Origin of the sequence: Pseudomonas sp. RW407 (assembly GCF_003176655.1) — a bacterium.
Classification (GTDB): domain Bacteria; phylum Pseudomonadota; class Gammaproteobacteria; order Pseudomonadales; family Pseudomonadaceae; genus Pseudomonas; species Pseudomonas delhiensis.
The window spans coordinates 427,609-452,004 of sequence record NZ_QGSL01000107.1 but is presented as its reverse complement, the minus strand read 5'-3'; the positions used below and the strand labels follow the sequence as shown (position 1 = coordinate 452,004).

Sequence of the window (24,396 nt, the reverse complement as noted above, 5' to 3'; positions counted from 1 at the left end):
CCGCCGCAGGGACGCAGCTCTACAAGGTGAGACCATGCAACAGCTCAACAAGAACAACCTGAGCCATGGGTTGAAATCGCGGCATGTGACCATGCTGTCCATCGCTGGCGTAATCGGCGCCGGCCTCTTCGTCGGCTCCGGCCGCGCCATCGCCGAGGCGGGCCCGGCGGCCATCCTCGCGTACATCCTGGCCGGCGCCCTGGTGGTGATCGTCATGCGTATGCTGGCCGAGATGGCCGTGGCGTCGCCCGACACCGGCTCCTTCTCCACCTACGCCGACCGCGCCATCGGCAAATGGGCCGGCTACACCATCGGCTGGCTGTACTGGTGGTTCTGGGTCCTGGTGATCCCGATCGAGGCGAACATCGCCGCCACCATCATCAACAGCTGGGTGCCGCAGCTGGACATCTGGGTGCTGTCCCTGGCCATCACCCTGCTGCTCACCGTGACCAATCTGTTCAGCGTGAAGAACTACGGCGAGTTCGAGTTCTGGCTGGCGCTGGTCAAGGTGATCGCCATTGTCGGCTTCATCATCCTCGGCGCCTGCGCCATCCTCGGCCTGCTGCCCAACACCGGGGTCAGCGGCGTGTCGCGCCTGTGGGACAACGGCGGCTTCATGCCCAACGGCTTCGGCGCGGTGCTCAGCGCCATGCTGATCACCATGTTCTCGTTCCTCGGCGCGGAAGTGGTGACCATCGCCGCAGCCGAGTCCGACGCGGCCGAGAAGCAGATCTCCAAGGCCACCAACTCGGTGATCTGGCGGATCACCCTGTTCTACATCCTGTCGATCTTCATCGTCGTCGCCCTGGTGCCCTGGACCGACCCGCGCCTCGCCGCCGACGGCTCCTACGTGACCGTGCTGGAAATCCTCGGCGTGCCCAACGCCAAGGCGCTGATCGACGTGGTGGTGCTGACTTCGGTGACCAGCTGCCTGAACTCCTCGCTGTACACCGCCTCGCGCATGCTGTTCTCGCTGAGCAGCCGCGGTGACGCGCCGGCAGTCGCGCGGGTGACCAGCCGTGCCGGTACCCCGGTGGTGGCGGTGCTGCTGTCGACCGCCGCGGCCTTCGCCACGGTGATCGCCAACTACCTGGTTCCGGCCCAGGTGTTCGGCTTCCTCATGGCCAGCTCCGGCGCCATCGCCCTGCTGGTGTACCTGGTGATCGCCATCTCGCAACTGCGCATGCGCAAGCGCATGGATGTCGAGGGCAAGGCGCCGCAGTACCGCATGTGGCTGTTCCCGTGGCTGACCTGGGGCGTGATCCTGTTCATCGTCGGCGTACTGGTGCTGATGCTGCTGCGCCCGGACCACCGCGTGGAAGTGACCGCCACCGCGCTGCTCAGCGTGCTGATCGTCTGCTCCGGCCTGCTGGTCACCCGCCGCCGTGCGCGTAGCGAGCAGGGCTCCACACGCCTGAGCGTGGCTGAGCGCTGATGGCTCTTCGTAGGAGCGAGCTTGCTCGCGAACGGCTCCTCGCTCCTACAGGTTTCCGTGAGGCACGTAGCTCAACCGTAGGAGCGGACCTTGTCCGCGATAGCCAGCCATCCCGGCGCGATTCGCGGATGAGATCCGCTCCTACAGGTTGCCCGTATGCCGTGCCCTTGTAGGAGCGCGCCCTGCGCGCGAAATCGCGGGCAGGGCCCGCTCCTACAGGTATCTGTTAGTCCCAAATGAAAACGGGGCGCCCAAGGGCGCCCCGTTTTTCGTTTCGTCAGGCCAGCTTCAGCAGCACCATGCCCGCCACCAGCAGGCCCAGCCCAAGCCAGCCGCGCCACACCAGGCGCTGGCCGAACAGGGCCCAGCCCATGGCCACGGTGGCGAGGATGCCGAAGCCGCCCCACACCGCGTAGGCCACCGACAGCTCGATGTCCTTCACCGCCTGGGCCAGGGCCGAGAAGGCGCCCAGCACGCAGAGGATGGAGGTGACGCCGAGGGCGCGCCTGCGGAAGCCGTCGGAATACTTCAGCAGCAGGTTGGCGATCACCTCCAGCACTATCGCCAGGCCCAGCCAGGCGAACGGAATCCAGTTCAGGCTCGGCATGTGACGGCCTCCTCTGCGGACGGCTCGCGCTTGCTGCGGGTGCCGGACTTGACCAGCAGGATGCCGGCGATCATCACGGCCAGGCCCAGGACCTTCTCCGGGGCCAGTTGCTCGCCCAGCCAGGCGACGCTGACCAGGGTGATGAGGACGATGCCGATGCCCTCCCAGAGGGCGTAGGCCACGCCCACAGGCACGCGCTTGATGGCCAGCGACAGGAAGTAGTACGACAGGCCGACCATGGCGTACATCAGCAGGTGGCCGTACAGCGGGGCCAGGGTGGTGGTGAGTTTCATCGAGGTGGTGCCGACCACTTCGAAACCGATGGCGGCGAACAGATAGATCCAGGAACGCATGATCGAGCCCTCCCTTGGGCAAGCCGCCGCCCTCGCGAATGGACGCGGGGCCAGGCGGAAAAGTCGGAACGGGGAGGTGACGCTGGGCGAGCGGCGAGACGCGCGTGCGCATCGTCACCAAAGACGTGACTTCGGGGAGGGCGCTAGAGGTCGCCGGTCCAGTGGCGCTCGCGGGAGACCAGGCGGGAAGTGAAGCGGGTTTGGATCGTTGTGTTCAACATAATGAACACTATATTGCCTGAGTTTAGGATGATTGGCAAATCGATAGGCTCAGACAATGGGCTGATGGCGATCGGTTCCCTTGTTTCTTGACGTGGGCCGTATGTGGGATAGCGGGTGTTCAAAGTGGCTGTGCAATATTTTGTTCATTCGCCCGGCGCCCTCGTTCCCGCCATCCCGCTGGGCAAAACCGCCAGAAAGGAGTAGCCTTCATTTGATGGTTAGTTTTTCATCATTTGAGGAGGTCGCATGTTGGCCATCAAGACGGAAGATCGTCGTCGCAGCGACTCGCCGTCCCCGGTGTTCTGGCACCTGGTGCACGGCCATGCCAGCCTCACCGAGAGCCAGCGGCTGCAGCACATCCGCCACGGCTTGAGCTGGCGCTGGGTCGAATCGGTGCGGGACACCTTCCGCATCAGCGGCCCGGGCTTCGTCGAGCTGTTCAACATTTCCCTGTCCACCTACGAGCGCAAGAAGAAGGCGGACCAGGACCTGGACGCGGTGACCTCGGAACGCCTCGACCGCCTGGCTTCGGTGGCCGTACTGGCCGAGCAGGTGCTCGAGGACAAGGACGCCGCGACCCAGTGGCTGGGGCGCCCCAACGACGCCCTCGGCGGCCAGACGCCGCTGAGCCTCTGCGATACCGAAATAGGCGCCAACCAGGTACGCCGCGTGCTGCACGCGCTGGAGTGGGGCGGGGTCGCCTGATGCGGGCCTGGCGAGTCGCGAAAGCGACGCGGGCCACCGACCTCTCCGGCCAGGGCGCGGCCATCCTCGGCGGGCGCTGGAACGACCGTGACCTGCCCGTGGTGTACCTGGGCCTGACGCCGGCCATCTGCTGCCTGGAAACCTTCGTGCACGCCAGCGGGCGGCCGGCCTTCGCGCTGAAGATCACCGCTTTCCGGCTCCCGGAAGGCGACGACCTCTACCTCAGGCCCGACCCCCGCGAACTGCCCGATGGCTGGAACAGCCTGCCGGCGGACCGCCCGAGCATGGACTACGGAACCCGCTGGCTGCGGGCCGGCGAGCAACTCGGGCTGATGGTGCCCTCGGCCGTGCTGCCGCTGGAGTGGAACATCCTGCTCAACCCGCGGCACCCGGCGATCGCCCAGGTGAAGGTCGAGGACAGCTACGACTTCCTCTATGACGAGCGGATGTTCCAGGGGCGTGCCTGAGCCGATGGGGAAGGTGAGTCAGCCGTCGTAGTGGTAGCGGCATTGCACGATGAAGAGTTGGCCGTCTTCGAACAGATAGACCAGCCGGTGTTCGTGGGTTATGCGGCGGGACCAGAACCCGGTGAGGTTACCCTTCAGCGCTTCGGGCTTGCCGGTGCCGCTGAAGGGGGTACGCAGGCATTCGCCGATGAGCCGGTCCAGGGCTGCGGATATCTTCGGATCCTGGCCCTTCCAGTACTGGTAGTCGTCCCAGCCGTGATCGGTGAAAGCCACCGAAACCGTCTTGCGGGCGCCGGCCTTGTTACGTTTCTTCTGCGTTGTCACTGATGCTCAATTCCCTTGGCGCGCTCTTGCCGGCTCGCAACTGCTCGATGGATTCATGCAGCCGTTGTGCGTTGGCCGAGGACTGCAGCAGGTACATGGTCTCGCGCATGCCGTTGTAGTCCTCCAGCGAAAGCAGGACGACAGGTTCGCCTCTTTGCCGGGTGATGACAGTCGGCTCATGGTCGCGGCATACGTCATCCATGGCCTGTTTCAGGCTGGCTCGCGCTTGGCTGAATGTCAGAATTTGCATGGCGGGTACCTTCTGGCGAAGCCAGGGCTGATTGAATCTTCCGACGGGAAAAGAGTGCGGAGGGCGGGTCCGGTGCTGGACGAGATGATTGTACAGAACGTTGTACTTTGATCAAGCGCAGCCATTGGTGCCCGCCAGTCCCGCTGCGTGCTATGGCTGATCCACCAGCCCCGCCGCCAGCCGCCCAACCTCCGCCAGCACCGCTTCGCGCTTTTCCGCCGAGGCCGGGCTGCCGGTGAGGTAGGCCGCCACCAGGATCGGCGCGCGGCCCGGCGGCCGGAGGATGGCTACGTCGTTGCTGGTGCCGCGCTCGCCGGTGCCGGTCTTGTCGCCGACCTTCCAGAGCGGCGGCAGGCCGGCGCGGATGCGCTTGTCGCCGGTCTTGTTGGCCGCCAGCCAGGCGTCCAGCTGGGCGCGTGAGGCGGGTTGCAGGACGTCGCCCAGCAGCAGGCGCTGCAGGGTGGCGACCATCGCCCGCGGGGTGCTGGTGTCGCGCGGGTCGCCGGGGAGGGCTTCGTTGAGCGTGGGCTCGTTGCGGTCCAGGCGGCTGACCTCGTCGCCCGTGCTGCGCAGCCAGTCGGTCAGCCCGGCTGGGCCGCCCAGGCTGGCCAGCAGCAGGTTGGCGGCGCCGTTGTCGCTGAGGGTGATCGCCGCCTCGCAGAGTTCGGCGACGCTCAGGCCCGGCTTGCCGACGTGGCGTTCGCTGACCGGCGAGTAGGGCACCAGGTCGCCGCGGCCGTAGACGATGCGCCGCGCCAGCTGCTCCTCGCCACGGTCGACGCGGGCCAGCACGGCGGCGGCGAGCAGCAGCTTGAAGGTGCTGCACAGCGGGAAGCGCTCGTCCTCGCGCAGGCCGAAGCGGCGGCCGTCGCCGCTGTCGAGCACGGCCACGCCCAGGCGCCCGCCGCTGTCGCGTTCCAGTTGCTTCAGGCGCTCCACGGCCGGCACGGCGCCGGCCCGCGCGCCGCCGGGGAGCAGCCCGGCCAGTGGCGCCAGCAGCAGCGCACGGTTGATCTGTCTTCTGTTGAACATGCTGCCTCCTGGTCGAGGGGCGACTATCGGCCAGCCGGGCAGGGCGCGGCAAGCGGCCACGCCCATCGGTTTTTCCCGGCCGCCGCCGTAGCGCTTCTACCCTCAAGGGAGGCAGGCGCCGAAGGCAGATTCTTGCAACCTTTGCTCCGGGCCGTGGCTCGAACCCGATGACTGCCGTCGCAGCGGCGCCTTCTCCCCGGCGAAGGTCGACCGCCCGCGTGCCGAACCCGCCCACGGAAAAGGGGACCACCCCATGTCCAGCAAGGCCCCGTCGTTGCTCGACGCCTACCGCCAGGTGCGGCGGCGCAGCGAAGAACTGATCGCCCCCCTCAGCGCCGAGGATGCGGTCACCCAGTCGATGCCCGATGCCAGCCCGGCCAAGTGGCACATCGCGCATACCACCTGGTTCTTCGAGACTTTCCTGCTGCAGCCGCACCTGCCCGGCTACCAGCTGTTCGACGCCCACTTCGGCTACCTGTTCAACTCCTACTACGAGGCCCTGGGCGCGCGCCAGCCCCGGCCGCAGCGGGGGATGCTGACGCGGCCGCCGCTGCACCGGGTGCTCGACTACCGGCTGCACGTCGACGAGCACATGCACAAGTTGCTGGCCCGGGCGCCGGATGCCGGGCTGGAGGCCCTGGTGCGCCTGGGCCTGGCCCACGAGGAGCAGCACCAGGAACTGCTGCTGATGGACATCCTCCACCTGTTCAGCCTGTCGCCGCTGGCACCGGCCTATGGCGAGGGGCATGCGCCCTCGGCCTGCGGGCCGCAGCGCTTCCTGGCGATCCAGGGCGGGCTGCTGGGCATCGGCCATGACGGCGAGGGCTTCGCCTTCGACAACGAGGCGCCGGCGCACCGCTGTTTCCTGGCGCCGTTCGAGATCGCCGAGTCCCTGGTGAGCAACGGCCAGTGGCTGGCGTTCATCGAGGATGACGGCTATCGCCGCCCCGAGCTGTGGTTGTCCGACGGCTGGGCGAAAATCCAGGAGGAGGGCTGGCAGGCCCCGCTGTACTGGCGCCGGCAGGACGACGGCTGGCACGAATTCGGCCTGGCCGGCCTGCGCCCGCTGGACCTGCAGGCGCCAGTGCTGCACGTCAGCTACTACGAGGCCTGCGCCTACGCCAGCTGGGCCGGCGCGCGCCTGCCCACGGAAATGGAATGGGAGGTGGCCGCCCGCGACGGCCGCCTGCGCCAGCTCTACGACGCCGCCTGGCAGTGGACGCAGAGCGCCTATGCGCCTTACCCCGGCTTCCGCCCCGGCGCCGGTGCGGTGGGCGAGTACAACGGCAAGTTCATGGTCAGCCAGATGGTCCTGCGCGGCGGCGCCTGCATCACCCCGGGCGGGCACTCGCGGCCCAGCTACCGCAACTTCTTCCACCCGGAAAAGCGCTGGATGTTCGCCGGCCTGCGCCTGGCCCGCGACCTGCCGGAGCAGGCCGCGCTGGACCCGCGCGCCCGCGAGCTGGCCGAGGACCTGGAGGCGGGCTTCTCGCTGACGCCGCGGCAACTGTCGCCCAAGTACTTCTACGATGCCGCCGGCTCCGAGCTGTTCGAGGCCATCTGCCGCACCCGCGAGTACTACCCCACGCGCAGCGAGACTGCCCTGCTCAAGCGCATCGCCCCGGCCCTCGCCGAGCGCGTCCCGGCCGACTGCACCCTGGTGGAGTTCGGCAGCGGCGCCAGCGAGAAGACCTGCCTGCTGCTGGACGCGGCGCCGCGGATCGGCCGCTACGTGCCCATCGACATCAGCCCGGCGGCCCTGGACAAGGCCGCCGCCCGCCTGCAGCGCGACTACCCGGCGCTGCGCGTGGAGCCGCTGTGCGCCGACTTCACCCGCCTGGAAGCGCTGCCCCCGGCGCTGGCCGATGGCCCGCGGCTGGGTTTCTTCCCCGGCTCCACCATCGGCAACTTCGACCCGCAGCAGGCCCTGGCCTTCCTCCAGGGCGCCCACGAACTGCTGGGGCCGGGCGCCGGCTTCATCGTCGGGGTGGACCTGCGCAAGGACGTGGCCGTGCTGGAGGCCGCCTACAACGATGCCGAAGGCGTCACCGCGCGCTTCAACCTCAACCTGCTGGGGCGCATCAACCGCGAACTGGGCGCCGACTTCCAGCCCGACCGCTTCGACCACCTGGCCTTCTGGAACGCCGAACACGGCCGCATCGAGATGCACCTGGTCAGCCGCGTCGAGCAGCGCGTGCGCATCGCCGGCATGGAGTACCTGTTCCGCGCCGGCGAACGCCTGCACACGGAGAACTCCTACAAATACGCCATCGACGACTTCCGCGAGCTGGCCGAGCGCGGCGGCTGGCTGGTGCGCGAGCAGTGGACCAGCCCCGAGCCGGCCTTCGCGGTGTTCCGCCTGCAGGCCTAGCGCTCCAGCCCCAGGCGCTGGTGCCAGTCGGCGATGGACTCCTCGGGGTAGCCGTCGAAGTACCGGTCGCGTGGGTGCTTCTCCACCTCCACCCAGGGGGCCCTGGAGTCCAGCAGCAGGTGGGTGTGTTCCGGCGGCACCGGCAAGGGGGTGTCGATGGCCGAGGCGAAGGGGTGGATCAGTTCCGGCCACTCCGGGCTGAACAGCCACAGGGCGCTGCCGCACTCGCCGCAGAAGTTGCGCTCGGCGGTACTGGTGCGGGTGCGTTGGCCCGGCTCGCGCAGCTTGGCGTGGTACACGCGCAGGTGCTTGCGCCCGCGCACCTTGAGGCTGGCGGCGGCGCCGCCCAGGTTGATGGCGTAGCCTCCGCCGCCCTGGGTCTTGCGGCAGATCGAGCAGTAGCAGCGCTGGTAGGGGTAGGGATGGGCGCTCTCCAGGCTGAAGGTCACGGCGCCGCAATGGCAGGAACCTTCCAGTCGCATGGCGAATCTCCTCTATACGGATCGGGACCCGGGCAAGGGTGGTCGATCGCCTCCCGCCGCGCCGGGCGCGACGACGGATGGTCAGGTTGCCCGGGATGTTATATGTTGACCGTAATTCAATGATGGCGAAGCCATCCTCATGCAGGTGAAGTCATGGCCGTACAACGCATAGTGGTAACCGGGACCGGGGTGGTCAGCCCCCTGGGGTGTGGCACCGAGACGGTCTGGCAGCGCCTGCTGCAGGGGCGCTCCGGCATCGTCCGGCTGGCCGACGAATTCGTCCGCGACCTGCCCTGCGCGGTGGGTGGCCGGGTACCGGGCATCGGCGAGGACGCCGAGGCCGGCTTCGACGCCGAGCGCGCCGCGCCGGCCAAGGAACAGAAGAAGATGCACCGCTTCATCCTCTTCGCCCTGGCCGCCGCCGAGCAGGCCCTGGCCCAGGCCGGCTGGGCGCCCCAGGATGAACGCGGGCAGACGCGCACCGCCACGCTGATCGGCTCCGGCATCGGCGGCTTCAGCGCCATCGCCGATGCCGTGCGCACCACCGACGAGCGCGGGCCGCGGCGCCTGTCGCCGTTCACCATCCCGTCGTTCCTGGTCAACCTGGCGGCCGGCCACGTGTCCATCCGCTACGGCTTCAAGGGGCCGATAGGCGCGCCGGTGACCGCCTGCGCCGCCAGCGTCCAGGCCATCGGCGACGCCGCGCGGCTGATCCGCGCCGGCGAGGCGGACATCGCCCTGTGCGGTGGCGCCGAGGCCTCCATCGACCGCGTCGCCCTGGGCGGCTTCGCCGCGGCGCGGGCGCTGTCCAGCGGCTTCAACGACCATCCGCAGCAGGCCTCGCGGCCCTTCGACCGCCAGCGCGACGGCTTCGTCATGGGCGAGGGCGCCGGGGTGCTGGTGATCGAATCGCTGGAACACGCCCTGGCCCGCGGCGCGCAGCCGCTGGCCGAGCTGGTCGGCTACGGCACCAGCGCCGACGCCTACCACCTGACCGCCGGCCCCGAGGACGGCAGCGGCGCGCGCCGGGCCATGCAGCTGGCCATCGCCCAGGCCGGCATCGACCCGGCGTCGATCGGCCACCTCAATGCCCACGCCACCTCCACGCCGGTGGGCGACAAGGGCGAGCTGGCGGCCATCCGCGCGGTGTTCGGCGACACCGGCTCGGTGGCGGTGAGCGCCACCAAGTCCGCCACCGGCCACCTGCTGGGCGCGGCCGGCGGGCTGGAGGCGGTCTTCACCCTGCTGGCCCTGCGCGACCAGTTGGCCCCGGCGACCCTCAACCTGGAGGAACCGGACGAAGCCGCCGCCGGCATCGACCTGGTGCGGGGTGCGCCACGCGCGCTGCAGACGGACTATGCGCTGTCCAACGGTTTCGGCTTCGGCGGCGTCAACGCCAGCGTGCTGTTCAGGCGCTGGACCGGCGCCTGAGGCGAACGCGAGGCGCCCGGCGCTGTCGGATCGTCACTGAAACCCCTTATCATTCAGCGACATCCTCCAGGGCCGGAGCCTTCCGATGCTGTCTGCCGTAAGGCGCTACAAACTGCTGCTGTCCGAATCCCTGGCGCGGTACTTCCCGCGCACCACCGCCTACCTGCGCGAGCAGAACGAGGTCGCCCAGGCGCCGGCGTCGAAGAAGCCGCGCGCCACGGCGAGGAAGCAGGGCGGCGCCGAGGCCAAGCCCCGCGCGCCGCGCAAGCCCAAGGCCGCCGAGGGCGAGAAGGCCCCGGCGAAGCCTGCGGCGCAGGGCCCCGCCGGCATCTACCCGGCGCGCGCCCTGGCGGTGCGCCCGGAGCAGGTCGAGGCGATGCGCGAGCGGGTGCGCCAGGCGGTCAGCGCCGGCGTGATCAGCCCGCCGTCGGACGAGCAGTGGGCGATGATCCTCTGCCGCCAGCCGCTGGCGCGCATCTTCGCCGGCGCCGGCTCCGGCAAGTCGACCACCCTGGTGCTGCGCCTGGTGTTCATGCTCTGCCACCTTGGCATCGAGGCGGACAAGGTCACGGTGATCTCCTTCACCAACGCTTCCTGCGCGCAGCTGCGCGAACAGCTGGTGCGCGTCCTGGCCTTCTGGCAATACCCCTTCGACATGGCCCGCGCCCGCGAATGCGTGCGCACCTTCCATTCGGCCATGGGCGTGCAGGCCCGCGAACTGCTGGGCAAGCAGCGCTGGTTCGAGCAACTGGAGGAGAGGAACCCCGACGAGCCGGACAACCCCCTCACCGGCGGCCGCCTGCGCCCGGCGCAGCAGCGCCTGCTGCTGGAGGCCTACGAGGAATGCTACGCGGTGAACGGCGCCTTCCGCGCCAAGGTGCACCGCCTGCTGGGCCTGGAGAAGCCGGAGGAAGTGCCGGGCCCCGCGCCGGTCCAGCCGTTCCGCCTGCCCGGCGAGTTCGTCGAGGCGCCGCTGGTGGAGGTCTTCCACACCCAGGCCGGCTTCATGGAAAGCCTCGGCCTGCGCCCGCAGGACCTGAAGGTGGCCGAGCTGGACTGCTCGACGCGCGAGAAGATCTTCCTCGAGGCCCTGGCCATCTACTGGAGCTTCTTCCTGGCCCTGCTCAAGCGCCAGCGCCTGACCACCTTCAACGCCGCCTTCCAGCAGCTCACCAAACGCTTTGCCGAAGGCGAGGCGAAGCTGGAAGCGGCCGAGCCGATGACGCACCTGCTGATCGACGAATTCCAGGACATCTCGCCGCAGATCGTCCTCTGGCTGCAGGCCCTGCACCGCTTCCTGGCGCGCAGCGGCAAGGCGCCGAGCCTGATGGCCATCGGCGACGACTGGCAGTCGATCTACGGCTGGCGCGGCAGCTCGCCGGAGCTGTTCATGGACTTCGACAGGCACTTCCCCAGCAAGGGCCGCAACCGCCAGAGCACGGTGCTGCTGCTGGAGACCAACTACCGCAGCATCGAGCCGGTGATCCGCGACGCCGAGGCGGTGCTGGCCGAGGTGAACTTCAAGCAGGCCAAGACCTGCCGCGCCTTCAAGCCGATGCAGCCGGGCGACCACGGCGTGCGCGTGGAAACCCGCTTCGACCTGGCCCGCGACCTGCCCAGGCTGGTGGCGGACATCCGCGCCCAGTGCGAGCACGTGGCCCAGCGCGGCAGCCGCGAGAGCACCGCGGTGATGCTGCTGAGCCGGCGCAACGAACCGCTGCAGCAGATCCAGGCGCAGCTCGACGCCAAGCTGCCGGTGAAGGCCATGAGTATCCACCGCGCCAAGGGCCTGCAGGCGGAGGTGGCGATCATCGTCGACGACTGCGCGCCACCCGAGCGCCACCCGCTGCGCAACGTGCTGTATGCCCACAGCGGGTTCTTCCGCAACAGCTACGACCAGGCGATGCAGGACGAGAGCCTGCGCCTGGCCTACGTGGCAGTTACCCGCGGGGTAAGCCGGGTGTTCTGGTATTCGCGCAAGGCGCAGGGGGCGGCGGCGGTGTTGGCGAGGAAGGGCTGAGGGGGTTCTGGCTTTTCGTAGGAGCGAGCTCGCTCGCGAACGGATGTTCGCTGGAGATTCCGCTGCGTCGTTTGACTCCGCTCCCTCTCCCTAACCCTCTCCCTGAAGGGAGAGGGGACCGTTCGGAGTGAAGCGGTACCTCGATGCACGCCTGAAACAGCAGAGTTGCAGGATGACTCTGTCCTCGCCGCCGGCACGGACAAGCTCCCTCACCCTTCATGGGGGGACGCCTAGTCAGAGGGCTGGGGAGAGGGGCTCTCAGGCTTTGGCTTTTCACCCGAAGCAGAATCCTCCACCAACCGCCCATCACCCCCCACCAACCGCAAGCTCCTTGGCGCCACCAGGCTGATGCCTTCCTCGCGCAACCTGCCGAAGATGGTGAACAGCAGATCGCTCCGGGCGCTGGAAACCCCGCGGGGGCTGCTGACGCTGCCGCTGGCGGCCAGGGTCAGGCCCTGGTCGGTGAGCTGGGTGAAGCTCACCGAGGGCCTGGGCGTCTCGAGGATCGCCGGGTGCTCGGCGTAGGCCGCCAGCATCAGTTCACGGACCTTGTGCACGTCGGTGTCCAGCGGCAGCGTCAGGCTGATGCCGACGCTGCCCAGGGCGCCGCCCATGGTCACGTTGCGCACGTTCTGGGTAATCATCTGGGAGTTGGGCACTATCACCGTGGAATTGTCCGCCTGCTGGATTTCCGTGGCGCGCACATTGATCCGGCGGATGTCGCCCTCCACGCCGCTCAGGCTGACCCAGTCGCCGACCTTCACCGGGCGCTCGGTGAGCAGGATCAGGCCGCTGATGAAGTTCTGCACGATGGCCTGCAGGCCGAAGCCGATGCCCACCGACAGGGCGCTGACCACCCAGGTCAGGCTGGTCAGGTTGATGCGCAGCGCCGACAGCGTCAGCAGTCCGAGCAGGACGAAGCCGAGGTAGCCCACCAGTGTCACCAGGGAGGCGCGCATGCCGGCGTCCATGCTGGTTTCCGGCAGCAGTTCCTCGGCCAGCCAGCGCTTGAGCAGGCGCAGGGCGAACAGCCCGCCGAGCAGGGTGAGCAGGGCCAGCAGGATGTCCTGCGGGACGATGTTGAGGTTGCCCAGGGCCTGGCCGCCCTGGGCCAGGCGCTCGACGCCGGCGAGCAGTTCGTCGGGGCTGCTGGCGGTGGGCGAGAGCACCACCATCAGCGTCATCAGCACCAGCAGGGTGCGGCCCACCCCGGCCAGCAGGGTGGCGGCCTGGGCCTGGTGCTGCGGCGCAAGGCCCAGGGCGCGGGCGAGGGTCTTGCCGGCGGCCTGGCGGGGCGACAGCAGGGTGTCGCAGAGGTCGCCGAAGAAGGCCGTGAGCAGGTAGCCGATCACCGCCACGGCGCTGACCCACAGCAGCTTGGTGGCGAGGAAGAAGGCCAGCGACAGGTAGCCGCTGAGCAGCGCCAGGACGATCAGCGCCACCACCAGCAGGGCGGCGAAGTGGATCACCCCGGCCAGTGCCGGGCGCGGGTGTTCCTCGTCCTCCTCGCCGCTGCGGCGCAGGCGCAGCAGGGCGATGCCGAAGAGCACGGCGATCAGCAGCGCGGTGAGCCCATTGACCGCCACGGTCAGCGCCAGGCTGGCGCCGATGTTGCTGTTGATGCGGTCCTGGGCGCCGAGCAGCATGACCACGATGGCCAGCAGGCCGGGGAAGTGCGCCACCGCCTGGGCGGCGTGGTCGGGGATCGGCAGCAGGCGCCAGGACGGCCGATCGACCATCAGCAGGGCGCGGCCGAGGCCGGTGATGAAGGCGCTGAACACCGCCAGGGTGACCATCTGGTCGGCCAGCGCAGCCAGGCCGTTGTCGAGGCTGCCGTTCCCGCCCAGGCCCTGGCGGGCCAGCGCGGCGCCGCCGCCGAGGGCGACCACGCTGGCCAGGGTCGTGGCCAGGGCCAGGCTGCTGCGGCGCAGGCGGCCCTCGGGGATGAAGCGGCTGACCAGGTAGCCGGCGAACCTTTCCAGCAGCCGCCGGCCCGGCGTCCACAGCAGCACGGCGGCGACCAGGCAGACCAGCAGCGCCAGGCGCGCGTCGTGCCAGGTGGCGGCCAGGCTGGCGCTGAGCCGGTCGCCCAGGTTGCGCAGGCGCGCCAGGTCGTCGTCGGTGGGGCGCGTCAGGGTGGACCAGAAGGTCGGGCTGAAGGGCGGCGGCGAGCGCATGGCGATCTGCGAGTTGAACAGGCTGCGGCGCAGGTTGACGATCTGCGCCGCCAGGTCCTGGGCCGAGCGCAGGATGTCCGCCGCCTGGGTGGCCTGGGCCTGCAACTCGGCCTTCTGCCGGCTCAGCTCGACGCGCTGCACCGCCAGCGCGGCGGCCTCGCCCTCGGCCGGCGGGCCGAGCACGTTGAGCTGGTCGGACAGGCGGTCCAGGCGCGCCTGCAGTTCTTCGCCGTGCTGGCCGGCCAGCTTCTGCACGTCCAGGGTGGCCAGGCGCAGGCGTGCCAGGTCATCGTCGCCGACCTGGTCGGAGACGCCCTGGCGGATGCTTTCCAGGCGTTCGGCCAGGGCCGGCAGGCCGGCGTCCTCGGCCAGCACCGGCAGTTCGGCCGGCACCTGCGGGGCGGGCGCGGCCAGGGCCCAGCCGGCGCAGAACAGGCTGAGGATCAACAGGCAACGGAGTAGGATCTTGCGGTCCCCCGACATCTTTCCTTCCTTACGTTCAACAGGTGCACGCCGGCCGGCCGACAAGGCCGGCAGCCATTCTCCAGAGCATAGCGAGCCGATGGGAAATGGTAAGGGGCGCTGTGGTAAAGGGCCATAAATGTTGGCCATATCTATCCCCTTTTGGCCGCTGCCACCGTTCAGCCGAGGCCGCCCGAATGGGCAGAATCCCCCCACCAAGAACAACAAAGCCGAGAGGTTTTATTCATGTTGACCGTCTACAGCGACGATCATCGCCTGCATTTCGGCCAGTCCGAACTGGTCGATGGCAAGCTCCAGCCCTGCTTCGAAATGCCCAGCCGCGCCGACACCGTGCTGGCCCGGGTGCAGTCGCAGAACCTCGGCGAGATCATCGCGCCGAAGGATTTCGGCCTGGATGCGATCCACCGCGTGCACGATCCGAAGTACGTCGCCTTCCTCAAGGGCGCCTGGGCCCGCTGGGCCGCCGAGGGCCACACCGGCGACCTGGTCTCCACCACCTTCCCGGGCCGCCGCCTGCGCCGCGACGGGCCCATCCCCACCGCGCTGATGGGCGAGTTGGGCCACTACAGCTTCGACACCGAGGCGCCGATCACCGCCGGCACCTGGCAGGCCATCTACAGTTCGGCGCAGGTCGCGCTGACCGCCCAGGACCACATGCGCCAGGGCGCGCGTACCGCCTTCGGCCTGTGCCGCCCGCCGGGCCACCACGCCGGCAGCGATTTCATGGGCGGCTACTGCTTCATCAACAACGCCTCCGTCGTCGCCCAGGCCTTCCTCGACCAGGGCGCCAGGCGCGTGGCCATCCTCGACGTCGACTACCACCACGGCAACGGCACCCAGGAGCTGTTCTACGATCGCGGCGACGTGCTCTTCGCCTCCATCCACGGCGACCCGCTGGTGGAGTACCCGTACTTCCTCGGCCACGCCGACGAGCGCGGCGAAGGGGCGGGCGAGGGCTTCAACCACAACTACCCGCTGGCCCACGGCACCGGCTGGGACGGCTGGTCCGCCGCCCTGGAGGATGCCTGCCGCAAGATCGCCGCCTACGCGCCGGACGCGGTGGTGGTATCCCTCGGCGTGGACACCTACAAGGACGACCCGATCTCCCAGTTCAAGCTGGACTCCCCGGACTACCTGCGCATGGGCGAACGCATCGCCGCCCTGGGCCTGCCGACGCTGTTCATCATGGAAGGCGGCTACGCGGTGGAAGCCATCGGGGTGAACGCGGTCAATGTCCTGCAGGGTTACGAAGGAGCCGCCCGCTGAGGGCGCGCCATTTCGAGGAGCGAGTCATGCGCCAGAACAAGAAGATCATCCGCGGCCTGCTCGGCGTGGCATTGCTGGCTGCCGCCGGCGTGGCCAGCGCCGAGCCGGCGGTGCGCATCTACAACTGGTTCGACTACATCGGCCCGGACACCCTCAAGGGCTTCCAGAAGGACACGGGCATCGCGCCCAAGTACGACGTCTACGACAGCAACGAGGTGCTGGAGGCCAAGCTGCTCTCCGGGCATTCGGGCTACGACCTGGTGGTGCCCAGCGACAGCTTCCTGCCCAACTACCTCAAGGCCGGCGTGTTCCAGCCGCTGGACAAGAGCAAGCTGCCGAACTGGAAGAACCTCAACCCGGCGCTGCTCAAGGTGCTGGAGAGCAAGGACCCGGGCAACCAGTACGCCATGCCCTACATGTGGGGCACCAACGGCATCGCCTACAACGTCGACAAGGTGAAGGCGGTGCTCGGCGACAACGCGCCGGTGGATTCCTGGGACCTGATCTTCAAGCCGGAGAACCTCGCCAAGCTCAAGCAGTGCGGCGTGGCCTTCCTCGACTCGCCCACCGAGGTGATCCCCGAGGCCCTGCACTACCTGGGGCTGTCGCCGAACAGCCACGACCCGGCGGACTACGCCAAGGCCGAGGCGTTGCTGAGCAGCCTGCGCCCGTACATCACCTACTTCAGCTCCTCGAAGTTCGTCACTGACCTGGCCAACGGCGACGTCTGCGTGGCCATGGCCTGGTCCGGCGGCGCCATGCAGGCGGCCAACCGCGCCAGGGAGGCGAAGAACGGCATCCACATCGAATACCGCATTCCCAGGGAGGGCACCGCGGCCTGGTTCGACGTGCTGGCCATTCCGAAGGACGCGCAGAACGTCGAGCAGGCCCACGCCTTCCTCAACTACCTGCTGCGCCCGGAGGTGGTGGCGCCGATCTCCGACTACGTGGCCTACGCCAACCCCAACCAGGCGGCGGACAAGCTGATCTCCGCCGACCTGCGCGACAACCCCAACGTCTACCCGCCGGCCGAGGTGCAGGCCAGGTTGTACTCGGTGGAGATGCTGCCGCCCAAGCTGGAGCGCATCCGCACCCGTACCTGGAGCAAGGTCAAGACCGGGCAGTGAGTTGACGCTGTGACGGCCGGCGGTGTCGGATTTGTGCTGGTACCGTTCGTCGCTTGGCTGGAATAATCGGCGGTACTACTTTTGAGTACCGCCGTTTTCCTTGCGAGTCGGTACCCGTTTCGCCATTGCCGAGCCTGCCATGAAACTGCCTGATCGCCGTTGCACCCTTCCTTCGTCCCGACAGCGGAGGTGCGCATGATGCCGCCGACGCGCAAGGGCGCCGATGCCTTCGCCCTGCAGGTGATGCTGGGGCTGTGCCTGATCTGGGGCATGCAGCAGGTGGCGGTGAAGTTCGCCGCCGGCGACATCGCCCCCATCATGCAGGCCTTCGGCCGCAACCTGGTGGCCGCGCTGCTGGTGGGCGCGTTGGTGCTCTGGCGCGGCGACTGGAGGGCCATGGGCCAGGGCACCCTGGCCGGCGGCGCGCTGGCCGGGCTGCTGTTCGCCGTGGAGTTCCTGTTCATCGCCCAGGGGCTGGTGTACACCAGCGCCTCGCACATGGCGGTGTTCATCTACACGGCGCCGATCTTCTCCGCCCTGGGCCTGCACTTCCTGCTGCCCAGCGAGCGCCTGCGGCCGCTGCAGTGGCTGGGCATCGCGGTGTGCTTCGGCGGCATCGCCCTGTGCTTCGGCGGCGGCTTCGACCTGCAGCACATGGACGCGCGCATGCTGCTGGGCGACTTCTTCGGCGTGCTGGCCGGGGCGGCGTGGGGCGCCACCACGGTGGTGGTGCGTACCACCCGCCTGTCGGAGGCGCCGGCCAGCCTGACGCTGTTCTACCAGTTGTTCGCCGCCGCGCTGCTGCTGCCGTTCCTCGCCCTGGCCCTGGGCGAGTTCGGCAACGTGCGCTTCACCGCGGTGGGCGTGGGCAGCGTGCTGTTCCAGGGCGTGGTGGTGTCCTTCTTCAGCTATTTCACCTGGTTCTGGCTGCTGCGCCGCTACCTGGCCTCGAACCTGGCGGTGTTCTCCTTCATGACGCCGGTGTTCGGCATCGCCTTCGGCGTGCTGCTGCTGCACGAGCCGCTGGCCTGGAACTTCGTCGCCGGCGCGGTGCTGGTGCTGGCGGGGATTTCCCTGGTCAGCGGCGAGGCGTGGATCCGTCGGACATTGCGCGGCAAGCGTGCCTGATCTTGATCCAGGTCAGCGGCCGGAGGCCGGCCGACGCGTAGTCTTTGTTGCAAGGAGTGAGTGGCACGGGCGGAGAGTGGGACGCCGGGCTACTCTACTCTGAGGGCGGCCCGGGTCAGTGGGCCGCCCGACCTCTTCCACCGCAAAGGAGGCATCCCATGAAATTCTGGCTGCAAACCCTGGCATGGAAACTGGGTGTAACGCTCGGCCTCATCGAGCCTCCGCGCCTGCAACCCATTCCCATTCCCAGCGACGAGCAAAGGCGTTACACGGAGCAACGCCGGCGCTGAGTGCTCCTGAAAGCTCCTGTTGCGACACAGCCTCTGCCCGCCTCGTGCGGGCAGATTGCATTCCGTACCCGGCGTTTCAGCCGTGGGCCGCGAACCATTCGTCGATGATCACGCGCAGGCGTTCCCCGGAGAAGCTCGGGAAATGCCCGCCGTGCACGGTGCGCACCGGCAACTGGCGCAGGCGCTCCAGGCTGCGGGCGTAGTCGTCCAGGTTGGAGTGGTAGGCATCCTCGATCAGCGGGCCGTCGTAGACGATGTCGCCGGAGAACAGCGTCTGCGTGCCGGCTTCCCACAGGCTGATGCCGCCCGGCGAATGGCCGGGGGTGTGCAGCACTTCCAGCACGCGGTCGCCCAGGTCCAGCACGTCGCCCTCGTCGATGGTGCGCGTGGCCGGCGCCGCCTTCACCCGGTACTCGGCGTAGCACAGCGGGCAGTCCGGGTGGGCCTCGAACATCTCGTCGCCGACGAAGGCCGTGGCCAGGGTGCGCTCGCCGTCGGGGCTGGCGAGGATGTCGGCCTCGGCCGGGTGGCACAGGCGCTCGGCGAACTCGTGGTGGCCGGCGATGTGGTCGAAGTGGGTGTGGCTGGCCACCGCCAGCAGCGGCCGCTCGGTGAGCCAGGGCAACTGCTCGCGCAGGCTGACCAGGCCGGAACCGCTGTCCACCAGCAGGTCGCGCTCGCGGCCCTGGATGTGCCACATGTTGCAGCGGTAGAAGGGGCGCACCCAGGGCTCGTGAATGAGGCTGACGCCGTCGTAGCAGTGGCGGACTTCGAACCAGCGGTCGCGGGTGACGATTTTCATGGGCGGGGCCTGTTCCGGGGCGTTGATCTTGGCGTAGGAGCGGACCTTGTCCGCGATAGCCGGGTGTCACGGCGCGATTCGCGGACAAGGTCCGCTCCTACAGGGTGGCATAGCTGCGGCGCTGATGTAGGGCGAATAACCGTTCGCGGTTATCCGCCGCTGGCCGTGCTACCGGGGTGTCCGGCGTGCCCGGTGCATCCAGTCGCGGACTCTGTCCGCGATCATGGCGGATAACGCCGTAGGCGTTATGCGCCCTACGGGTCAGGGCGCGAAAGGCGCGGCTTCCATCACTTCCACGATCAGCGGGCGGTCGCTCGGGGCATTGCGCAGCAGTTCCTGCAGGTGCCCGTGGTCGCGGGCGCGTTCGGCTTCGCAGCCGAAGCCACGGGCGATGGCGAGGAAGTCCGGGGTGTAGATATCCACACCCAGCGGGGTGATGTCGCGGCGTTCCATGTAGCGCTTGATCTCGCCGTAGCCGTGGTTGTTCCACAGCAGCACCACTATGCCCACCTTGGCTTCCACGGCGCTGGCCAGTTCGGTCAGGGTGAACTGCAGGCCGCCGTCGCCCATCAGGCTGATCACCGGGCGGCTCGGGTCGCCCAGTTTGGCGCCGATGGCCGCCGGCAGGCCGTAGCCGAGGGTGCCGTAGCCGGTGGAGGCGTTGAACCAGCGGCGGCCGCCGTCCAGTTCCACCAGGTGGTTGCCGCTGTACACGGTTTGCGTGGAGTCGCCGACGAAGCGGGCGTCCGGCAGCACTTCGAGGATCTTGCCGAACAGCGTGCGGTAGTGCGCCCAGCCGCCGAAGTCCTCGGCCAGTTGCGCGCGTACCTTGGCCGCGCGCTGGGCGCCGGGGCTGTCCGGGCTGGCCTCGCGGGCCGGCAGCAGCTCCAGCAGGGCGCGCATGGCGGTGCGGGCGTCGGCGTGGATGGCCACGCTCGGCGTGTAGTTGCGCATCAGCTGCTGCGGGTCGATGTCGATGCGGATCAGCTCGCCGCCGATGCGGAAGTTGCCGTCGAATACCACGTCGTAGTCGGTCTCGCCCAGCTCGGTGCCGATGGCCAGGACCACGTCGGCCTCTTGCGCGAGTTCACGCACCGGGACCAGCGACTGGTTGCTGCCGATCAGCAGCGGGTGTTCCGGCTGCAGCAGGCCCTTGGCGTTGATGGTCAGCGCGGTGGGGGCGTCCAGCGCGGTGGCCAGGGCGCGGGCTTCGGCCTGGGCCTCGACGCAGCCGCCGCCGAGCAACAGCAGCGGCTTCTGCGCCTTGGCCAGCTTGGCCGCCGCCTCGTGCAGCGGCGAGCGCGCCGGGGCCGGGCGGGCCAGTTGCACGCGCGGGCGCACCTGCATGTGGTCGGCCGGGGCGGTGATGATGTCCAGCGGCAGCTCGATGTGCACCGGGCGCGGGCGTTCGCTGTCGAACACGGCGAAGGCGCGGGCCAGCACCGCCGGCAGTTCCTCGACGCTCATCAGGGTGTGGCTGAAGGCGCTCACCCCGGCGGTCATGGCGCGCTGGTTGGGCAGCTCGTGCAGGTAGCCGTTGCCGTGGGCCAGGCGCGAGCGCTCGTTGACGCTGGAAATCACCAGCATGGGGATGGAGTCGGCGTAGGCCTGGCCCATGGCGGTGAGGATGTTGGTCATGCCCGGGCCGGTGATGATGAAGCACACGCCCGGCTTGCCGGTGACGCGGGCGTAGCCGTCGGCCATGAAGCCGGCGCCCTGCTCGTGGCGCGGGGTGACGTGGCGGATGGCGCTGCCCGGCAGGCCGCGGTACAGCTCGACGGTGTGCACGCCGGGGATGCCGAAGACGGTATCCACGCCCCAGGCTTCGAGTTGCTTGACGAGGAATTCGCCGCAGGTGGTCATGGCAGTTCCTTTTGTTCGTGGGTGAGGAAGTGGGGAAAACGAAGAGGGCGCGGAGATCGACTCGCCGCGCCCTTGTTCATCGCACCGTGCGCGTCAGGCGACGCTGGCGGCCGCCGCCGGGCGGCGCGACAGCAGGCTGACCACGACGAAGCTCACCAGGCCGACGGCCAGGCTGTAGTAGATCGGGGTGTTGGCGTCGAAGCCATCCTTGAGCATGAACACCAGGGCGGTGACGAAGCCCAGGCTCATGCTGCTGATGGCGCCGGCGGTGGTGGCGCGCTTCCAGTAGATGGCGCCGATCAGCGGGATCAGCATGCCGCCCACCAGCAGGTTGTAGGCCAGGGTCAGGGCGCTGATCACGTCGTTCACCACCAGGGCGATGGCCAGTACCACCAGGCCGGTGAGGGCGGTGAACAGGCGGTTGATGCCAAGGCTCGAGGTCTTGCCGCCACGCAGTTTCGGCAGCAGGTCCTCGGTCAGGGTGGTGGAGGCGGCGAGCAGGCCGGCGCTGGCGGTGGACATCATCGCGGCCAGGGCGGCGGCGATCACCAGGCCGCGGATGCCGTCCGGCAGCGAGGCCTGGACGATGGCGGCGAAGGCATTGTTGACGTTGTCCAGGTTGGGCAGCAGGACCTTGGCGCACATGCCGATCAGCGCGCCGACCAGGCCGTAGATCACGCAGTACACGCCGGCTACGGTGCCGGCGTACTTGGCCACGCCCTCGCTGCGCGCGGTGAACACGCGCTGCCAGATGTCCTGGCCGATGAGGATGCCGAAGAAGTAGATCAGGAAGTAGGTGATGATGGTGTCGTAGCCGATGGTGTGGAAGCTGAAGGCGCTCGCCGGCAGCTTGGCCACCAGCTCGTCCCAGCCGCCGACGCGGTACAGGCAGATCGGCAGCAGCAGGAACATCAGGCCGACGGTCTTGATGATGAACTGGACGATGTCGGTGAGGGTCAGCGACCACATGCCGCCGATGGTCGAGTAGACCACCACCACGCCACCGCCGAGCAGCACCGAGACCCAGAACGGCAGGCCGAACAGCACCTGCATCACGGTGCCGATGGCCAGGGTGGAGACGGTGCCGATCATCAGCGCGTAGGCGAACATGATCACCGCGCTGGCCTGGCGCGCCATGGGGTTGTAGCGGCGCTCCAGGACCTGGGTGACGGTGAAGATGCGCAGCTTCAGCAGCGGCTTGGCCAGGAACAGGTTCAGCGCGATGATGCCGGCGCCCAGCGCGGCGCACAGCCAGAAGCCGGAGATGCCGTGGACGTAGCCCAGGCGCACGGTGCCGACGGTGGAGGCGCCGCCGAGCACGGTGGCGGCCATGGTGCCCATGTAGAACGACGGGCCAAGGTTGCGTCCTGCTACCAGAAAGTCCTCGTGGGTCTTCGCCCGGCGCATGCCGTACCAGCCCAGTACCAGCATGCCGGCGGCATAGATCAGAACGACGATTATATCCAAGGCCATGATCGGCTCCTCACACTCGAATTGTCATTGTTGCCGGCCGCGGGTGGCGGACGGTAGGCCTGCGGACCGGTGGCAACCGGCCCGTCGGCGTCTTACAGGTACTTGCTTGGTGCTGCGCCCAGGCAGGGGGCGCGGGTTCAGGCCGCCGGCTCGTTGATGCCGAGTACCGGGCGGTCGTGGCTGCCGACCCAGCGCGGGCCTTGTGGGCCGTAGACCCCGGCGGATTCCGGGAAGGTGCGCAGCAGTGTCAGGTAGAGCAGGGCGGCCAGGCCCAGGGTCACCGGCAGGCTGATGTCGATGCCGCCGGCCAGGTCGCCCAGCGGGCCGACGAACTGGCCCGGCAGGTTGACGAAGCACAGGCCGAGGATCGCGCTGGGGATCCAGGCGCCCATGCCGCGCCAGTTCCAGCCATGGTGGAACCAGTAGGCGCCGCCTTGCTGGCCGCGGGTGAACACCTGCAGGTCGTCGGCGTGGTAGAAGCCGCGGCGGGTGATCAGGCCGAGGATCATGATCACCATCCAGGGGCTGGTGCAGGTGATGATCAGCACGGCGAAGGTGGACACGCTCTGCACCAGGTTGGCGGCGAAGCGGCCGATGAAGATGAAGGCGATGGACAGCAGGCCGATGAACAGGGTGGCCTGCACGCGGTTGAGCAGCCGCGGGAACACGCTGGACATGTCCAGGCCGGTGCCGTACAGCGAGGTGGTGCCGGTGGACATGCCGCCGATGGTGGCGATCAGGCACACCGGCAGGAAGAACCAGCTCGGCGAGATGGCCAGCAGGCCGCCGACGTAGTTGTTCGCGGCGATGTAGTCCGGCGCCTTGACGGCCACGATGGTGGCGGTGACCAGGCCGAAGAAGAACGGGATCAGCGTGGCCAGCTGCGACAGCAGCACCGCCAGCATGATGCGCTGCTTGGAGGCCTGGCGCGGGATGTAGCGGGCCCAGTCGCCGAGGAAGGCGCCGAAGGACACCGGGTTGCTCATGGCCAGCAGGGTGGCGCCGATGAAGGCGGCCCAGAAGCCCTCGCTACCCAGCTGCACGCTGCCGGCGTAGCCGGCGTCGAAGGGGCCGGCGAAGGCGAACACGCCCAGCAGGAACAGCAGGCTGGCGGCCCACACGGCGATCTTGTTGACCAGCAGCATGAAGCGGAAGCCATAGATGCACACGGTCAGCACCAGCACCGCGAACAGGCCGTAGGCCAGGCCCAGGGTCAGGTCGGTTTCCGGCAGGCCGAACAGGCGCTTGGCGCCGCCGACCAGGGCATCGCCCGAGCTCCATACGGACAGCGAGAAGAAGGCGATGGCGGTGAGCAGCGACAGGAACGAACCGACGATCCGCCCGTGCACGCCGAAGTGCGCACCCGAGGAGACCGCGTTGTTGGTGCCGTTGATCGGGCCGAACAGGCCCATGGGCGCCAGGATCAGCGCGCCGACCAGCACGCCCAGGACGATGGCCCAGGCGCCGGCCTGGAACGACAGCCCGAAGAGCACCGGGAAGCTGCCGAGCACGGCGGTGGCGAAGGTGTTGGCGCCACCGAAGATCATGCGGAACAGGTCGGTGGGCGTGGCGTTGCGCTCGGCGTCGGGAATCTGTTCGACGCCGAAGGTCTCGATGGTCGTGATTGCGTGTGCGTTGTTCTTGTTATCCATGACTTCCTCCCGGGAAAGTCCTGCCTCATGGCGTCGGCGACAGGTGCTCGTGGACGGCCAGCCAGCGGCCTTGTTGTTGTTCACGGCGGAAGACGATGGTCTCCCGCTCGTGGTTCAGGCTCTCCGTTCCCTGGATGCGCAGCCGCGTGGCGACGTCGTGGCTGAAGATCGCCACGTCCTCGCCCTGCAGGCTGACAAAGGTGTTGCTGGACTGGCAGTCGAGGACCTCGAAGCCGTCGTCACGCAACCAGCCCTCCCACACCTCGCGGTAGGCCGCGCGGGTGCGCAGCGGCTGCGGCCAGTTGTGGAAGATGAAGCTGGCGTCTTCGCTGAAGGCCGCGAAGTAGGCCTCGGTGTCGGTGCGCGCGAAGGCTGCCACGAGCGCGCGGGCAGCCTCCAGCACCTGTGCTACGCAGGCGTCTTTGTGCATTTGTGG

Annotated in this window: 22 protein-coding genes; 10 read left to right on the top strand and 12 right to left on the bottom strand. The window is 68.7% G+C overall.

What is annotated here, in order from left to right; all coding sequences use genetic code 11:
• The first annotated feature begins 34 nt into the window (after positions 1-34).
• Positions 35-1,435 carry a GABA permease gene (gene gabP, locus DK254_RS26005; RefSeq protein WP_109936136.1) on the top strand — a complete coding sequence of 467 codons (1,401 nt, stop codon included), beginning with the start codon at positions 35-37 and terminating at the stop codon, positions 1,433-1,435.
• A 277-nt stretch (positions 1,436-1,712) separates the two neighbouring features.
• Here gabP and mdtI read toward each other — a convergent pair whose 3' ends face one another.
• Positions 1,713-2,042, bottom strand: a complete 330-nt coding sequence (gene mdtI / locus DK254_RS26000) for a multidrug/spermidine efflux SMR transporter subunit MdtI (protein ID WP_109936135.1) — start codon at positions 2,040-2,042, stop codon at positions 1,713-1,715.
• Positions 2,030-2,395, bottom strand: coding sequence for a multidrug/spermidine efflux SMR transporter subunit MdtJ (locus DK254_RS25995; protein ID WP_109936134.1), 366 nt, complete (start codon positions 2,393-2,395; stop codon positions 2,030-2,032). The genes mdtI and DK254_RS25995 overlap by 13 nt, the downstream gene beginning before the upstream one ends.
• 468 nt (positions 2,396-2,863) lie before the next feature.
• Here DK254_RS25995 and DK254_RS25990 point away from each other — a divergent pair, with 468 nt between their 5' ends.
• On the top strand, positions 2,864-3,322 hold the full coding sequence (locus DK254_RS25990; RefSeq protein WP_109936133.1) for an antitoxin Xre/MbcA/ParS toxin-binding domain-containing protein: 459 nt from the start codon (positions 2,864-2,866) through the stop codon (positions 3,320-3,322).
• A complete protein-coding gene (locus tag DK254_RS25985) occupies positions 3,322-3,789 on the top strand; it encodes an RES family NAD+ phosphorylase (RefSeq protein WP_109936132.1) in 468 nt (155 codons plus the stop codon). The genes DK254_RS25990 and DK254_RS25985 overlap by 1 nt, the downstream gene beginning before the upstream one ends.
• Positions 3,790-3,807: 18 nt before the next feature.
• On the opposite strand, the gene DK254_RS25980 is transcribed toward DK254_RS25985, so the two are convergent.
• From DK254_RS25980 to bla, 3 genes are all read right to left on the bottom strand, one after another.
• Complete coding sequence (locus tag DK254_RS25980) at positions 3,808-4,113, bottom strand: Txe/YoeB family addiction module toxin (protein WP_244160949.1); 306 nt, start codon at positions 4,111-4,113, stop codon at positions 3,808-3,810.
• The gene (locus tag DK254_RS25975; protein WP_109936131.1) at positions 4,091-4,363 is read right to left on the bottom strand and encodes a type II toxin-antitoxin system Phd/YefM family antitoxin; all 273 of its coding nucleotides are present in this window, start codon (positions 4,361-4,363) and stop codon (positions 4,091-4,093) included. The genes DK254_RS25980 and DK254_RS25975 overlap by 23 nt, the downstream gene beginning before the upstream one ends.
• Positions 4,364-4,513: 150 nt before the next feature.
• Positions 4,514-5,395 (bottom strand): class A beta-lactamase, encoded by an 882-nt coding sequence (gene bla, locus DK254_RS25970; protein WP_109936130.1) that lies wholly within the window; start codon positions 5,393-5,395, stop codon positions 4,514-4,516.
• A gap of 253 nt (positions 5,396-5,648) precedes the next feature.
• Here bla and egtB point away from each other — a divergent pair, with 253 nt between their 5' ends.
• Positions 5,649-7,766: an ergothioneine biosynthesis protein EgtB gene (gene egtB, locus DK254_RS25965; protein WP_109936129.1), complete on the top strand. Its 2,118-nt coding sequence runs from the start codon at positions 5,649-5,651 to the stop codon at positions 7,764-7,766.
• Here the strand turns inward: egtB and DK254_RS25960 are convergent.
• The gene (locus DK254_RS25960) at positions 7,763-8,248 is read right to left on the bottom strand and encodes a GFA family protein (protein ID WP_089393613.1); all 486 of its coding nucleotides are present in this window, start codon (positions 8,246-8,248) and stop codon (positions 7,763-7,765) included. The two genes, egtB and DK254_RS25960, sit on opposite strands and share 4 nt — an antisense overlap.
• Before the next feature lie 153 nt (positions 8,249-8,401).
• On the opposite strand from DK254_RS25960, the gene fabF reads away from it, so the two are divergent.
• Together fabF and DK254_RS25950 are read left to right on the top strand one after the other, a co-directional pair.
• Positions 8,402-9,679 (top strand): beta-ketoacyl-ACP synthase II, encoded by a 1,278-nt coding sequence (fabF, locus tag DK254_RS25955; RefSeq protein ID WP_109936128.1) that lies wholly within the window; start codon positions 8,402-8,404, stop codon positions 9,677-9,679.
• Between the two features lie 85 nt (positions 9,680-9,764).
• Positions 9,765-11,699: a DEAD/DEAH box helicase gene (locus tag DK254_RS25950; RefSeq protein ID WP_109936127.1), complete on the top strand. Its 1,935-nt coding sequence runs from the start codon at positions 9,765-9,767 to the stop codon at positions 11,697-11,699.
• A 230-nt stretch (positions 11,700-11,929) separates the two neighbouring features.
• On the opposite strand, the gene DK254_RS25945 is transcribed toward DK254_RS25950, so the two are convergent.
• On the bottom strand, positions 11,930-14,359 hold the full coding sequence (locus DK254_RS25945; protein ID WP_109936126.1) for a DUF3772 domain-containing protein: 2,430 nt from the start codon (positions 14,357-14,359) through the stop codon (positions 11,930-11,932).
• A 225-nt stretch (positions 14,360-14,584) separates the two neighbouring features.
• Here DK254_RS25945 and DK254_RS25940 point away from each other — a divergent pair, with 225 nt between their 5' ends.
• The 4 genes from DK254_RS25940 to DK254_RS34925 all read left to right on the top strand — a co-directional run bounded on the left by DK254_RS25940 (position 14,585) and on the right by DK254_RS34925 (position 18,170).
• A complete protein-coding gene (locus DK254_RS25940; RefSeq protein WP_089393609.1) occupies positions 14,585-15,625 on the top strand; it encodes a histone deacetylase family protein in 1,041 nt (346 codons plus the stop codon).
• 26 nt (positions 15,626-15,651) lie between these two features.
• Positions 15,652-16,752 (top strand): extracellular solute-binding protein, encoded by a 1,101-nt coding sequence (locus DK254_RS25935; protein WP_109936125.1) that lies wholly within the window; start codon positions 15,652-15,654, stop codon positions 16,750-16,752.
• 198 nt (positions 16,753-16,950) lie between these two features.
• Positions 16,951-17,880: a DMT family transporter gene (locus DK254_RS25930; RefSeq protein ID WP_177412129.1), complete on the top strand. Its 930-nt coding sequence runs from the start codon at positions 16,951-16,953 to the stop codon at positions 17,878-17,880.
• 158 nt (positions 17,881-18,038) lie between these two features.
• On the top strand, positions 18,039-18,170 hold the full coding sequence (locus DK254_RS34925) for a PA1414 family protein (RefSeq protein ID WP_256595960.1): 132 nt from the start codon (positions 18,039-18,041) through the stop codon (positions 18,168-18,170).
• A gap of 76 nt (positions 18,171-18,246) precedes the next feature.
• On the opposite strand, the gene DK254_RS25925 is transcribed toward DK254_RS34925, so the two are convergent.
• The 5 genes from DK254_RS25925 to DK254_RS25905 all read right to left on the bottom strand — a co-directional run bounded on the left by DK254_RS25925 (position 18,247) and on the right by DK254_RS25905 (position 24,390).
• On the bottom strand, positions 18,247-18,972 hold the full coding sequence (locus tag DK254_RS25925; protein ID WP_109936123.1) for an MBL fold metallo-hydrolase: 726 nt from the start codon (positions 18,970-18,972) through the stop codon (positions 18,247-18,249).
• A gap of 261 nt (positions 18,973-19,233) precedes the next feature.
• Entirely contained in the window at positions 19,234-20,835 is a 1,602-nt protein-coding gene (locus DK254_RS25920; protein ID WP_109936122.1) for a 5-guanidino-2-oxopentanoate decarboxylase, read from the bottom strand.
• A gap of 93 nt (positions 20,836-20,928) precedes the next feature.
• Positions 20,929-22,308, bottom strand: a complete 1,380-nt coding sequence (locus DK254_RS25915; RefSeq protein ID WP_109936121.1) for a sodium:solute symporter — start codon at positions 22,306-22,308, stop codon at positions 20,929-20,931.
• A 137-nt stretch (positions 22,309-22,445) separates the two neighbouring features.
• Positions 22,446-23,960, bottom strand: a complete 1,515-nt coding sequence (locus DK254_RS25910) for a cytosine permease (RefSeq protein ID WP_109936120.1) — start codon at positions 23,958-23,960, stop codon at positions 22,446-22,448.
• A gap of 25 nt (positions 23,961-23,985) precedes the next feature.
• Positions 23,986-24,390, bottom strand: coding sequence for a nuclear transport factor 2 family protein (locus DK254_RS25905; protein WP_109936119.1), 405 nt, complete (start codon positions 24,388-24,390; stop codon positions 23,986-23,988).
• Positions 24,391-24,396 lie beyond the last annotated feature (6 nt).